At 67.6% G+C, this 13,419-nt stretch carries 11 protein-coding genes; 2 read left to right on the forward strand and 9 right to left on the reverse strand.

Annotation, left to right across the window (positions count from 1 at the left end):
• Positions 1-876: 876 nt before the first annotated feature.
• Entirely contained in the window at positions 877-2,034 is a 1,158-nt protein-coding gene (locus tag OG456_RS31925) for a tyrosine-type recombinase/integrase (RefSeq protein WP_323136367.1), read from the forward strand.
• Between the two features lie 155 nt (positions 2,035-2,189).
• Here OG456_RS31925 and OG456_RS31930 read toward each other — a convergent pair whose 3' ends face one another.
• From OG456_RS31930 to OG456_RS31970, 9 genes are all read right to left on the reverse strand, one after another.
• Positions 2,190-2,375 (reverse strand): helix-turn-helix domain-containing protein, encoded by a 186-nt coding sequence (locus tag OG456_RS31930; RefSeq protein WP_266567046.1) that lies wholly within the window; start codon positions 2,373-2,375, stop codon positions 2,190-2,192.
• A 96-nt stretch (positions 2,376-2,471) separates the two neighbouring features.
• Positions 2,472-3,602 carry a hypothetical protein gene (locus OG456_RS31935; protein ID WP_266567048.1) on the reverse strand — a complete coding sequence of 377 codons (1,131 nt, stop codon included), beginning with the start codon at positions 3,600-3,602 and terminating at the stop codon, positions 2,472-2,474.
• 1 nt (position 3,603) lies between these two features.
• The gene (locus tag OG456_RS31940) at positions 3,604-4,107 is read right to left on the reverse strand and encodes a DUF4365 domain-containing protein (RefSeq protein ID WP_266567050.1); all 504 of its coding nucleotides are present in this window, start codon (positions 4,105-4,107) and stop codon (positions 3,604-3,606) included.
• Positions 4,108-4,224: 117 nt separating this feature from the next.
• On the reverse strand, positions 4,225-5,370 hold the full coding sequence (locus OG456_RS31945) for a metallophosphoesterase (RefSeq protein WP_266567052.1): 1,146 nt from the start codon (positions 5,368-5,370) through the stop codon (positions 4,225-4,227).
• A 274-nt stretch (positions 5,371-5,644) separates the two neighbouring features.
• A complete protein-coding gene (locus OG456_RS31950; RefSeq protein ID WP_266567054.1) occupies positions 5,645-6,793 on the reverse strand; it encodes an XdhC family protein in 1,149 nt (382 codons plus the stop codon).
• Positions 6,794-6,875: 82 nt separating this feature from the next.
• Positions 6,876-9,071 carry a xanthine dehydrogenase family protein molybdopterin-binding subunit gene (locus OG456_RS31955; RefSeq protein ID WP_266567056.1) on the reverse strand — a complete coding sequence of 732 codons (2,196 nt, stop codon included), beginning with the start codon at positions 9,069-9,071 and terminating at the stop codon, positions 6,876-6,878.
• Positions 9,068-10,048, reverse strand: coding sequence for a xanthine dehydrogenase family protein subunit M (locus OG456_RS31960; protein ID WP_266567058.1), 981 nt, complete (start codon positions 10,046-10,048; stop codon positions 9,068-9,070). The genes OG456_RS31955 and OG456_RS31960 overlap by 4 nt, the downstream gene beginning before the upstream one ends.
• A 12-nt stretch (positions 10,049-10,060) precedes the next feature.
• Positions 10,061-10,699, reverse strand: coding sequence for a (2Fe-2S)-binding protein (locus OG456_RS31965; protein ID WP_266567060.1), 639 nt, complete (start codon positions 10,697-10,699; stop codon positions 10,061-10,063).
• Positions 10,700-10,955: 256 nt separating this feature from the next.
• Positions 10,956-11,837, reverse strand: coding sequence for a helix-turn-helix domain-containing protein (locus OG456_RS31970; RefSeq protein ID WP_266567062.1), 882 nt, complete (start codon positions 11,835-11,837; stop codon positions 10,956-10,958).
• A gap of 215 nt (positions 11,838-12,052) precedes the next feature.
• Here OG456_RS31970 and OG456_RS31975 point away from each other — a divergent pair, with 215 nt between their 5' ends.
• Positions 12,053-13,333, forward strand: coding sequence for a multidrug effflux MFS transporter (locus OG456_RS31975; protein ID WP_266567064.1), 1,281 nt, complete (start codon positions 12,053-12,055; stop codon positions 13,331-13,333).
• The last annotated feature ends 86 nt before the right edge of the window (positions 13,334-13,419 follow it).

Raw genomic sequence — 13,419 nt, forward strand, 5'->3', positions numbered from 1 at the left:
CACCGGAGCGTAGGGGCGCTTCGGACTGACCATGCCGTCGAACTGGTCTGCGGCAGCCTGGACATCTTCTTGGCTGGACGTGATGCGTTGTCACGGCGCTTCGTGCAGACGGTCCATGAAGCACCAGTTCATGTCTGCGACGGCCGCATGTTGCTCGCTCCGATGGTGGATGCAGGGCAGCCGTGCGGTTGTCCCAAGGCTCTGGGCGCGAAGATGGCTGCGGCACGGGAAGGTGTGGGTCCAAGGCCGGAGTGCTCCATGAACTTCAAGTTCGCAGCGGCGCCGGACTTGGGAGTGTTCCGGTTCGTCTCCTCATCATGGGAGTTCAGCGAGATGCTGGAGGCGTTCGGGGAGCATCGAGCTGACACTCCACGGCGACGGACCATCTCCTTGCAGCGACGCACCATGCGGACGCGAAGCGGAACAGAGGTGAGTTGGACGCTGCCGCGCCTTACTAGCTCTGCGGCGACGGAGTGCGTTCAGAGCGGCTTGGAGCTCGCATCTTGACCGACTAGCCCCAGACACTGACACGACGCGACATGCGGGGCCAGCGTCGTGACGCAGATCTGGCCCGCTCTTGTGGCGGGTATCCGCGTACCAGTCGTACCACTCGACGGCGTTGCCGACGGAGGCGGCGAGCAGTTGCCGGACCGGGTGAGTGGGCGGGGCGGCGGTCTTGATCGTCTCTGTCATGATCCTGACGCTAACCCCGGAAAGTCCCAGCTCACACATGGTTTGACGGAGTCGAAACATTCCCGTCAACCAGACCGTCCCGGCGAGGCCGACCGGCTGCGCCGTTTGGTGCGGCCGGAGATCACGAACACAATCACGGGCGCTGAGTCAGCAAAAGGTCAGCAAGAGCCCGAGGTCAGTACATTGCCATCAATCCCCAAGCAGCTCGCCCGCGGCATGGGCACCTTCACCAAGCCGTGCAGCTGCAGCCAGCCCACCCGCTGCCAGCACCCGTACTTCATCCGCTACCGCGATGCGGCCGGCAAGCAGCGGGAGGAGTCTGGCTTCCGAACCCAGGACGCCGCCAAGGAGCGGCTTGTCGAGCTGTACGCGCGGAAGTCCAGCACTCCCGCGTCCAAGGCCGAGCTCATCCGCCACTACGGGCAGATGCGGTTCGAGGAGTTCATCGGCGACTACATGGGCCGACAGCGACGCCTCGCGTACGGCACGGCGTACGAGTACGAACACCTCGCGAGGAACCACCTGATCCCGGAACTCGGATCACGCCGGGTGGAGACCTTCAGCCCGATGGTGGTCGAGAACTTCCTCACGACCATGGACCGCCTCGGGACACCCGACCCCACACAGTTCAAGGTCTACGTCCTCCTCAAGACGCTCCTGCTCGACGCCCACCGCAAGGGCGCGATCGGCGAGCACCCTCTGCAGGATGTAGACGCGCCGCAGTACGAGGCCGAGCGGGCCATCGTGCCCACCAAGGAACAGATCGCGGGGCTCAAGACGGCTGCGAACCACGACCGCTTCTCGATGTTCGTGGACATGATGGCCGGCTGCGGTCTGCGCAACGGAGAGGCGTTGGCCCTGAACGTGAACAACATCGTGGCCGACGACGTCTACCGCGTCACAGAGCAGGTCCACTACCGGACGAAGAAGATAGAGAAGCTCAAGCACAGGAAACCGGGGGAGTTCCGCGAGGTCCCGCTACCTCGGAGCATCCGTGAAGCGATTGAGCGCTTCGTCGACAAGCACGGAACTACCCACGACGGCTACGTGCTGCAAGGAACCCGTGCGAAGCACATGAACCACAGCACGATCAATTACATCTGGTACCGGAAGCTGCCTGGCAAGGGCGTGGACATGCCCGAAGGCATGTCGCTCTACGGGTACCGGCACTTCTTCGCGGCGAACTGCCTGGCACACAACATCCCCATCACGGACGTCGCCGAGTGGATGGGGCACAAGAGCATCGAGGTCACGTTCCGGATCTACCGACATCTCATGCCGGCTTCGATCGGTCGGGCGGCGAGGCTCCTTGACCGGGGGCTTCATGACCTCGCGGCCTGAGAGTGCCCAGGGAGGAATTGCGTACCGGTTCTTGCGCATCGACCATCGACCGGCCTGAGTGCTCTCAAGTCCCCTTCTTTACACCCGGTGATCGCCATCGAGTTCACGAGACGGCAGCGCTTCCGGGAAAGCGGAGCCCGGGAGTCGCTGCCGTGTCAGCCAAGACGCTGCTGCCGAGCCCATGCGTCGACGTCGGACACCTTGAACTGCAGTTTCGCGTTCCTCCCGGATCCGAACTTGTAGGCAGCCAGACCCAGTCGGGGTGCCTCTCGATAGACCCAGGTCACGGACATGTTGAGATACTCGGCAGTCTGCTTGGCGTCCATGAAGTGCGGGCGCATGGGACCTCCAAATCGGCTTGGAGGGTCAGTGTGTGAGAGAGGCGCAATTTGGCCCGGCTGGGGAAAGCCTGGTACCACCCCACTACTGCACGTGCCTCACTGCCCCAGGGACGGATCCGATCCGAAGTCGGTGACGCTCATCGATGCCAGTCCTCCGGGTGGGCTGGTCAGGGTGCCCCGAACGCGGACGGGAATGCCGGCGTCATGGCAGTGGACAGCCTCGTGGTAACTGGCGTCGGGGAGGTCCATCCAGACGGTGCGGCTTCGTCGCTTAATGAGGGCGTGGACACCCACACGTCCTGTCTCGTCTTCCGGGTGCCGACTCAGGTCGGTCACCAGGCCGTAGATCACGTTCTCTCGGCTGTAAACGCTGGTCTTCAGTTGATCGGATACGCGTTCCACGATGGCGATGGCATCGCGGTTGAACTGGACCTCGTGTGGTGTGCCGGGAGGCGCTGCTGCGACTCGCGACCAGTTGAACGTGACATCCAGACTGTCGACACCCTCGCTGTTCACAACCTTCGATAACGCCTGGCACAGTTCATACGACACGCCCTCGCCGATGGAGTCTGTGATCTCGCTCGGTGTTGGTTCCCGGTCGGTGCCCGCCATCTCTTCGAGAACGCCCAGGGCACGGGACATTGTGGCGGTGACACGCCGGTCGAAGAGTGTCTCCTCGACCTCGACGTCGATCTGGTCCTGCCCACGCTCATACACATCCATCGGTGAGCGGGCTTGACTGATGATGGGCACGATGTATGAGCCCTTGCGGGTCTGACCGAGACGGACATCGCGGGCCTGTTCCCTCGCGCGTACGGGGAAGTTGCGGAAGTGGCCCTGACGGCGGACGGTGGCCGCAGCCGAAGCAACACGAAGTCGCTTGGCGGACTGGAAGAGCTCAAAGCCGGCATCCAGCGGGATCGAGCCGTCTCGAAGGGTCGGGTGGGTCGCCCGGAGGTCGGTGACGTCATGGAAGACAGAGGCGATGGCGTCTTGGACGGTTCGGGCGTCTGCCGTGCCGATCTGTGCGAGATCTTCGACCAGAATGCGCGCCCGTTTGGTGAAGTCCGGAGCGCCTGGCTTCATCGGGACCAGCACCACTCTTTCCGTGGGGCCAGGCAGGCGCCACAGCTCCGCCACGTCACTCCCGGACACGGTGGACCAGCCGGTCACCTTGAGGTAACTGCGGATCTCGTCGGGGCCGAAGGGGAACTCATCGGAAGCCATGTCATTTCACCACCGTGCTGCCGGAGAACAGAATGCTCCGCGCCGTGTCGAACATGGACCGCATGGACTTCACAGTGAGCTGTTGTTCCTCCGGGAGCTTGATCGCTGTCGTGGTGCGGTTGTCCGCCTCTTCGCGACCGTGCAGGCAGGCCCAGTATCCGTGACAGGCGAGGACCAGGGAATCCACATGATGGGTGACCCACAAGTCCAGGTTCGGCGGGACGACCAAGAGGACCAGATGCCCAGGCGCTGAGCGTTCTGTGCTGCGCAGCTTGTCGTAGGTCTCTATGTCCAGGTCGAAGCTGTAACCACCGCGAATGGAACGCGGGCTCTGAGTGCACTTGAGTTGGAAGTCGACCATGAGTCCGCTGTCCCGAAGCGTTACGTCGACGCCGTCCTTGTCGACGTTCCACTCACCGATCGTATAGCCGCCCTGGGAAGCGAGTGCGTGCACGTACGCGCGGCTAATCTGCTCCTTCTGCCAGCTGGTAGCTTCCCCCGCCACGTAGCTCCTCCTCACCGCCTGGTCGGGAGGATAGAGGCGGTTCGGGAGTCTGGGAACAGGGCGTGATCTCCATGGTTGTGAATTCGGTCCGGTTGGCGTGGAGAGATAAGACCGCGCTCACGCCTTCGAAGCCAGTTCGACGACCGTGATGTCGGACGGGGCGCCCACTCGAACCGGCGGGCCCCAGGCGCCGGCGCCGCGGCTCACGTACAGCTGGGTGTCACCGTAGCGCTCCAGGCCCGCGACGGTCGGGTTGGCCAGTTCCGCGACGTAGTTGATGGGCCACAGCTGGCCACCGTGGGTGTGGCCGGAGAGCTGGAGGCCCACGCCGTGTCGGACGGCGTCGTCGATGACGATGGGCTGGTGGGCGAGAAGGACGGAGGCGCGAGAGCGGTCGCGGTCGCCGAGGGCCTTGGCGAAGTCGGGGCCCTGGCCCTGGTCGACGCCGGTCACGTCGTTGACTCCGGCGAGGTCGAAGCCGGGGAGCTCGGTGCGGGTGTTTTCTAGGGGGTGCAGGCCCAGGTCCCGGACCTTGTCGACCCACTGCCTGGCGCCGACGAAGTACTCGTGGTTGCCGGTGACGAAGAACGAGCCGTGGCGTGCGCGCAGTTGGGCGAGCGGTTCCACGGCGGTGCCGAGGTCGGCGACGCTGCCGTCGACCAGGTCGCCGACGACGGCGATGAGGTCGGGCTGCGTACGGTTGATCGTGTCGACGACGTGCTGGGCGAAGTCGCGGCCCAGGATCGGGCCGAGGTGCATGTCGCTGACGACGGCGATCCGGTAACCATGCGCGGCGCGCGGCAGATTGGCCAGCGGGACCGTCAACCGCTTGACCTTGGGGCCGGTGAGCGCGCTGTGAGTGCCGTAGGCGACGGTGCCGAGGGCAGCGGCCGCTGCGGTGCCGCCGATGACCCGGGAGACGAAGAGACGGCGGGAGGGGCTGGCCGGTTCGGGACGTGCGGGCGCTTCGGGCTCCAGCACGTTCGACGCGCGGGCGACCGCGAGGGCCGTCGAGCCTGCGGGCTCGGGCCTGGGCTCGGGCGGAACGGGGGCAGCCCCTCCGGACGCCCTGGCCGACACCGCTTGCGGTTCGTCGACGTGGACCTCGTCGGCGCCGACCGACACGGCCGCGTCGGCCTCCGTCGCGGCAGAGGGCTTCCGGCGTAGCAGCAGACGGACGATCTCGCCCAGGAGAAGTGCCAAGAGCAGGTACAGAAACAGGACCAGCCACAGGTAGCCGGGCCAGGCCATGATCTGGCGCACACGAAATGGCGCGATCGCGCCCACTGTTTGGGCGCCCGCAGTCAGCAGTGGACCGGCGATCAGAAGGCAGGTGCCCACACGACGCAGGACAGACCCAGGACGTGTTGTGTCCCGTACGAGACGCCGCCACACGTAGACGTGGAGTGCGCTGAACACTATGAGGAAGATGACGGCGAACACGGCTCTGCGTGGTCCTTTCTCCGGGGGTGTCCAATGGTTGGCGGACACGACCCAGCGGTGGCTTGGCCGGTGTGGCCCGGGAGCCGTGGTCTTTCTAGGTCGCCGGCAGCAACCGGGCCGGTGCTGGGTCAACGGGCCGATGGATGGGCCCAGTTCCCTGTGAAGGTGGAAGCCCCGTGGAGCCGTTGGTGTGGGCGATGATCTCGGCTGTGATGGAGGTCGCCGTTTCCTCCGGCGTGCGTGCGCCGAGATCGAGGCCGATCGGCGAGTGCAGGGCGGCGAGTTGTGCGTCCGTGACGCCCGCCTCGCGCAGGAGTTCCAGGCGTTGGGCGTGGGTGCGTCGAGAGCCCATCGCGCCCACGTAAGCGAGGGGGAGTTCGAGGGCGCGCGTCAGCAGCGGGATGTCGAACTTCGCGTCGTGGGTGAGGACACAGACTGCCGTGCGCGAGTCGACGACGGTCCGTTCCAGGTAGCGGTGGGGCCAGTCGACGACTGTCTCGGTCGCGTCGGGGAAGCGGGCGTTCGTGGCAAAGACGGCTCGCGCGTCGCAGACCGTGACGTCATAGCCGAGGAAGACGCCGGCCCGACTGAGAGCCGCGGCGAAGTCGACGGCGCCGAAGATCAGCATGCGCGGGCGGGGAGCCCGTACATGGACGAGGACGGACAGCCCATCGGGGCAGGTGTCCGCGTCGCCGCCGACCGAGGCCGCCGCGGTTCGCCCCGACCGCAGGAGAGCCTCGGCATGCGCGGTCACGGCCCGGTCCACCGGGCCGCCCCCGTCAAGGGCTTCGCGGAGCGTCCGGTCGCCGTCGACAACAGACAGCGTGCACCCGAGCAGCGCCTCGGGCCCGTCGATGACCTGCGCTGTCGCCACCGGTCGACCGCGCACGGCCTCCTCCAGGGCATGGGTGAGATGGGGTTCGGCGGCGGGGTCGACACGTCGGATCACTACGTCCAGTTCGCCGCCGCAGGTCAGGCCGACCGCGAAGGCGTCGTCGTCGGAGTAGCCGAAGCGGACCCGTCGCGCACGGCCCTGATCCTCGAGGACCTGCAGGCACATCTCGTGAACCGCGCCCTCGACACAGCCGCCGGAGATGCTGCCGACCGCCTTGCCGTCCGCGTCCACTGCGACCGAGGTGCCGACGGGTAGAGGCGCGCTTCCCGTGACGCCGACGACGGTGGCGAGGGCGAAGGGGCGATTCTCGCGGCACCAATGGTGCAGTGTGTCCGCGATGTTCATCATGTGCGGTGGATCTTCCGTGTGCGAGACGGTGAAGGGGGCCGGCCTGGGTGCCCCGGACAAGCGGCCCGAGGCCCCCGTGGTGTCACAGCAATGCTTCTGCCGTGATGGGGAGTTGGCGAACCCGGCGGCCGGTGGCGTTGAACACCGCGTTGGCGATGGCGGGGGCCACGCCCACCATGACGACCTCGCCGAGCCCCTTGACGCCGAGCGGATCCGCCTCGCGGTCCTCGCCGTCCAGATAGATGGCCTTGAGGTCGGGGACGTCGGCGTGCACCGGCACCAGATAGTCCGCCAGGTTGGCGTTCGCGATGCGGCCGTCGCGGTGGTCGGTGGCAGTGTGCTCCAGCAGGGCCTGCCCGATGCCGCCCACCATGCCGCCGAAGGCCTGGCTCTCGGCGAGCTTGGGGCTGATGATGCGTCCCGCGTCGTACACGCCGAGCACTCGGCGCACCCGCACCAGGCCCAGGGTGGCGTCGACGGCCACCTCGGCGAACGTCGCGTTGTAGGCATGCATGGAGTGCCGTTCCGTGCCCGGCGCCCCAGCGTACGAGCCGTCGGCTTCGAGATGCCCGAGGTCGTTGCGCGAGAGCAGCTGCCGGTACGTCTCGCCGCGGGCCGGGTCACCCTTCACGTGCAGGCGCCCACTGCGCACCACGACGTCCTCGGCGTTCACGCCGTGGAGAGGCGAGTCCTCGTCCTCGATCGCGAGCTCGACGGCCCGTCGGCGGACCTTGTCGCAGCCGTCGAGGACGGCGGAGCCGACGCTGGCCATGGTTTGCGAGCCACCGTGCGGTGGGGTCGGCGGGAAGAGGGAGTCGCCGATACGGACGGTCACGTTGCGGACGGTCAGACCGAGTGCATCGGCGGCGACCTGTGTCTGGGATGTATAGGTCCCCGGGCCCATGTCACTGGCCGCGGTCTCGACGATCGCCGTGCCGTCGGCGGCCAGGCGGACATGGGCCTCGGCGGCGCCGCGCGCGGTGTGATAGACGCCCGCGGCCATGCCCATGCCGATCAGCCAGTCGCCCTCGCGCCGTGCACGCGGCTTGGCCGAGCGTCGCTCCCAGCCGAACTCGCGGGCGCCCACCGTGTAGCACTCGCGCAGTCGGCGCGTCGACCAGGGCAGCCCGGACGACTCGTCCTCGTCGGGCTCATTGCGCTGACGCAGTTCGATCGGGTCGATGCCGAGCCGGTCGGCGAGTTCGTCGACCGCCGACTCGATCACGTACGACGCCGTCGCGGGACCTGGGCCACGCATCCAGATCGGCGTGTTCACATCCAACGGAACGGTCCGATAGGCCTGACTCACGTTGCTCGTGCTGTACAGCATCCGGCCGGGGTCCAGGACCCCCTCGGTGAACGTCTCGTACGACGACGTCTCGTGTTCCAACTCGTGGGCCATCGCGGTGAGCCGACCTCGGCGGTCGGCGCCGAGGCGCAGGCGGTACTCGTATTCGGGCCGGAAGCCCGTACCGAAGAACTGCTGCTTGCGGGTCAGGACCAGCTTGACGGGACGCTTCACGACCCGTGCGGCGAGTGCGGCGGCCACGGTGTGCGGCCAACAGCGCAGGCCGCTGCCGAACCCGCCGCCGACGAACGGTGAGATGACCCGCACCGACTTCAACGGCACGTCGAACACCGTGGACAGCTCGGTCTGGGTGCCGACCACCCATTGGGTCTTGTCCCAGACGGTGAGCTTGTCGCCCTTCCAGCGGGCGATGGTGGCGTGCAGCTCCATCGCGTTGTGGTGGTTGCGAGCCAGGCGGTACGTCAGGTCGAGACGCACATCCGCCTTGCGGAGACCCGAGTCCACATCACCGCGCGAGTACTCCGTGGGCTTGTCCGGCTCGCCCTTGCTCAGCTCGGTCGTGGGATGTTCGGCGTCGTAGCGGACCTTGACGAGGCTCGCGGCGTGCTGGCCCACCTCCAGGGAAGTGGCCACGACGACGGCCACGGGCTGCCCGTGGAAGCGGACCTTGTCGTCCTGGAAGACCCGCAGGCGGGCGCCCGGCGGGTTGTTGGAGGCCTTGTTGTCCTTGTACGGGAGCTTGGGCGCGTTCCCGTGGTGGATCACGGCGAGGACGCCACGCTGGGCCTCGGCATCACTTGTGTCGATCGACGTGATCCGGCCCCGACCGATCGAGGCATCCACCATGACGGCGTGCACGACTCCGGCCACCTCGTGCTCGGCGGAATACTTCGCCCGGCCGGTGACCTTCAACCGGCCGTCCACACGCGAGAGCGGTGCTCCGACGGCTGCCTGCGGCTGGGGGCTCATGCCATGTCTCCTACGGTGCGCAACTGGCGTTCGACGGTCCGCCGGAGCAGGTCGACCTTGAAGCGGTTGTGCTTCAACGGCCGGGCGCCCTCGGCGGAGCCGGCGGCGGCCTCGGACCACAGCCGGTCCGAAGGGCGCTCACCGGCCAGGGCGCGCTCGACGGCGCGTAGCCGCCACGGCACGGTGCCGACGCCGCCGGCCGCGACCCTGGCCTCGCGGATGACTCCGCCGCTGACGTTCAGGGCGACGGCCGCCGAAGTGAGGGCGAACTCGTACGACTGCCGGTCGCGGACCTTGAGGTATCCGGACTTGAGCGGGCGGGGGAGCGCGGGAAGCTCGACCGCGGTGATCAGCTCGCCGTGCCTGAGCGCATGCTCACGGTTCGGCGTGTTGCCCGGACGGAGCAGCAAGTCGAGGAACGGGACGGTGCGCTCGCCGTCGGGACCGAGCAGATGGACCTGAGCGTCCAGGGCCGCGAAGGCGACGGCCACGTCCGAGGGATGGGTGGCGACGCAGCTCTCGGACGTGCCGAGAATCGCGTGCGCGCGGTTCACGCCCCCGCGCGCCGCACACCCCGAGCCCGGCTCCCGCTTGTTGCAGTCGGCGGTGACATCGCGGAAGTACGTGCAGCGGGTGCGCTGCATGATGTTGCCGCCGATGGTGGCCATGTTGCGCAGCTGGGCCGACGCGCTCAGCTCCAGCGCCTCGGACACGACCGGGAAGAGGCTGCGCACCTTCGAGTGCGCGGCGGCCTCGCTCATCGTCACCAGGGCACCGATGCGGAGGCCTCCGCGCTTGGTGACGTTGAACTCGCGCAGCGGCAGCCTGCTGATGTCGACGAGTGTGTCGGGCCGTTCGACGGTCTCGCGCATGAGGTCGACGAGCGTGGTGCCACCGGCGATGTAGCGGCCGCCACGACGCCCGGCGCCGACGGCCTCACGGGCGTCGTTCGCCTGTGTGTAGGTGAAGGGATGCATAGGGGTCGTGCCTCACTTCCGGCCGGCGGTCTGCTCGACCGCGCGCACGATCTTCGGGTAACAGCCGCAGCGGCAGATGTTGCCGCTCATCCACTCGCGGATCTCGTCAGGGGAACCCGTGTGGCCCTCCTCGATGCAGCCGACGCCGGACATGATCTGGCCGGGTGTGCAGTAGCCGCACTGGAAGGCGTCCTCGTCGATGAAGGCCTGCTGCAGCGGGTGGAGCTTGTCCTCGGTGCCGATGCCCTCGATGGTGGTGACCTTGGCGCCGTCGAGGCGAACGGCCAGCGTGAGACAGGAGTTGACACGCCGTCCGTCGACGAGGACCGTGCAGGCCCCGCAAGCGCCCGCGTTGCAGCCCTTCTTCGAACCGGTGAGCTCCAAGTGCTCGCGCAAAAGGTCGAGCAGCGACGTGCGGTTGTCGACGGTGAACGTGTGTCGGCGGCCGTTGACGCTCAGGGCGACTCGGCTCGTGGGGGCGGCCGTCGCGGCCGCCGCTTCGGGTTCGGAGAGGATGCTCCCTCCGATGACGCCCCCCGCGATCGCGACACCGCCCACGGCCGTGGTCGTGGCGATGAACGTACGTCGCGTCGGCGCCGGGCTTGCTTCGTTCGGCGGGGGTGGGGCGGAGTCGGAAAGCTCGGTAGACATAGGAAGTCTTTCGCTCGCGATGGGAGACGGGGAAGCTGCCGGTGATTCCGCGACGCTTTCCGAACCGACCGTTACCGACGAAGAATCCCGTGGATTCCTGCTACTTGATGTTCATCGGCCGGGGGAGGCGAATTGCGGGCCTCCTCGACGTCTTCGCGTTTCAGGTCGCACCGCACTCGCGGAGATCACTTGCGGATATCCACGCTGCGATCGTACGACGGTCGGCGGAGGATTCGAGGATTTGAAAGGTGCCCTGTCAGTACACCTCTCGGCGGAACTCCGGGAGCTCGGAGGCCGCCCAAGAGGCGAGCAACCGCAGGTTTTCCCTTGTTGGAGAGCCGGGCTCGGCGCTGTAGATGGTGAGGTTGAGACCGGGGTCGGCGGCCAGGTCAAGTCCTTCGTACGCCAAGGCCAGTTCGCCGACGACAGGGTGGCGGAAGTGCTTCACGCCCGTGCCGTGGTGGCGCACGTCGTGCGCGCCCCATCGCCTGCGGAACTCGTCGCTGCACGTGGACAGTTCACCCACCAGATCGTGCAGCTCCTTGTCGTACGGGTTGCGTCCCGCCTCGGTCCGCAGAATGGCGACGGTGATGTCGGCCATCAGCTCCCAGTCCACGTAGAAACTGTGGGCCCTTTCGTCGAGGAACCCGAAACGGGCGAAGTTCGGCGGGCATCGCGAGTTGTCGTACATGTCGCAGAGAAAGGCCCGCGCGAGATGATTCGAGGTGAGTAGATCCATTCGGCCGTTGCGGATGAATGCGGGGCCCTCGGTGATCGAGTCGAGCATCCATTGCAGGCCAGGGCGTGGCGTCCAGCGCTTGGTGGCGCGTCGTCTGGGCCGTGTCAGAGCGGTCATCCCCCCGGCCGCCTGCGCCAGATTGAACAGGTGGGCTCGCTCCGCGTCGTCCAGCTGCAACGCGCGGGCGACGCCTGCGAGCACAGCGGCGGACGCCCCGGCCAGGTTCCCCCGCTCCAGCCGTGAGTAGTACTCCGTGCTCACATCGGCCAGTGCGGCGACCTCGCTGCGGCGCAGTCCCGGCACCCGGCGGTTGGGCCCTGCGGGCAGTCCGGCCTGTTCAGGAGTGATCTTGGCCCGCCGCGAGACGAGGAACTCGCGGACTTCCGTTCGATTGTCCACGTGACGACCGTAAGTGCGTGATGCTCGCCGTGGGGTGCCCTGTGAGTACCCCTCCCAGCAGGGTCCCCCAGCTGTCCCACCGGGGAGACAGGGGCCCTGGCAGTACACCCCTCAGGAGGGACTCCCGCACGCGCGCCTACCGAGGTTTGCTGGTCGTGCAAGAAGTCGTCTGGACCTCACGGATCAACCGTGACGTCCCCCCCGGAAGGAAGCGCGTGAGCGCCACCCCTGACCGGCCCGCCACACGCACACGTGCCGTGGGCCGGCCCCTGGCAATCGTCCTGTGTCTGCTGACGGTCTTCGGACCGATCTCCATGGATCTGTACCTGCCTGTCCTGCCTGCTCTCACCGACGAGTTGGGGGCGGCCACCTCCACGGCGCAACTCACCGTCACCGCTTGCCTGTTCGGCCTCGCGCTCGGTCAGACCATCGCCGGCCCGTTGTCGGACCGGTTCGGTCGTCGGCGGCCGCTGCTCATCGGCGTGGTGGCGTACGTGCTCACATCCGTGCTGTGCGCCGTCAGCCCGACCGTCGAGACACTGGTCGCCGCGCGGTTCGTTCAGGGGCTTGCCGGAGCGGTGGGCATCGTCATCGCTCAGGCGGCCGGGCGGGACCTCTACGCGGGCAAGCAACTCGTGCGGTACTACGGCCGGCTGACCGTGATCGCGGGTCTCGCGGCCATCATCGGCCCGGTGTTCGGTGGGCAGCTGGCCGCCGTCACCGACTGGCGCGGTATTTTCCTGTTCCTGTCGGCGGTCGGCGCTGCGATCCTGGTCGCGGTCCTGGTCGTCCTCCGTGAAACCCTGCCGCGGCACAACCGCGTCGCGGGCGGGTTCGCGCAGACCGGTCGCGCCTACCGGAAGCTGCTCGCCGACCGGGCGTTCCTCGGCGCGGTGCTCGTCATCGGCTTTCTGAACGCTGCCATCTTCGCGTACCTCAGTGGCGCGACGTATGTGCTCCAGGGCATTTACGGACTCTCCCCGCAGGGCTACTCCCTCGCGTTCGGTCTGAACTCGCTCGGGTTCATGGTGTGCGGCTTCGTCGCCGGACGGACGGCGGAACGGTGGTCGGAACGAGGCACGCTGGTCACTGGTCTGACGGTGTGCCTGCTCGGTGCGGGAGGACTACTCCTCACCGCCCTCCTGCACCTTCCTCTGCCCGCCGTGGTGGTCTCGCTGTTGCTGATGGTGAGCGGCGTGGCCACCGCGACTCCGCCCGCGACGGCCCTCGCCCTGGCCGGTTACCCGGACGTCGCGGGCACGGCCTCGTCGCTCTTGGGACTCGCCCAGTTCGCCCTCGGAGGCCTCGTGGCACCGCTCGCAGGGGTCGGGGGGCCGGACACCGCCGTACCGCTCGGGTGTGTCACCGTCACCTCCACCGCACTCGCCGCGACGGCCTACGCCACGATGATCCGCCGCTCCACTGCAGCGTCCTCGGCCGGCCCGGACACACCAACGAATGACGCCAGGAAGCAGCCGGCGCAGACGGCTTCCTGACACCTTCATGCGCACACCCGACGAGGCGGCACCGTGAATCGACATCCAGAACCCGACTCCGTATCCCGGGCGGAGAGTGCGTCCCG

This window comes from Streptomyces sp. NBC_01446 (assembly GCF_026340095.1).
Taxonomy (GTDB): domain Bacteria; phylum Actinomycetota; class Actinomycetes; order Streptomycetales; family Streptomycetaceae; genus Streptomyces; species Streptomyces aureus.

Bases quoted from the DNA above. Each gene is read 5' to 3' on its own strand.
- OG456_RS31930 (WP_266567046.1), bottom strand. From the start codon at position 2,375: ATGCGCCCGCACTTCATGGACGCCAAGCAGACTGCCGAGTATCTCAAC.
- OG456_RS31935 (WP_266567048.1), bottom strand. From the start codon at position 3,602: ATGGCTTCCGATGAGTTCCCCTTCGGCCCCGACGAGATCCGCAGTTAC.
- OG456_RS31950 (WP_266567054.1), bottom strand. From the start codon at position 6,793: ATGATGAACATCGCGGACACACTGCACCATTGGTGCCGCGAGAATCGC.
- OG456_RS31955 (WP_266567056.1), bottom strand. From the start codon at position 9,071: ATGAGCCCCCAGCCGCAGGCAGCCGTCGGAGCACCGCTCTCGCGTGTG.
- OG456_RS31960 (WP_266567058.1), bottom strand. From the start codon at position 10,048: ATGCATCCCTTCACCTACACACAGGCGAACGACGCCCGTGAGGCCGTC.
- OG456_RS31965 (WP_266567060.1), bottom strand. From the start codon at position 10,699: ATGTCTACCGAGCTTTCCGACTCCGCCCCACCCCCGCCGAACGAAGCA.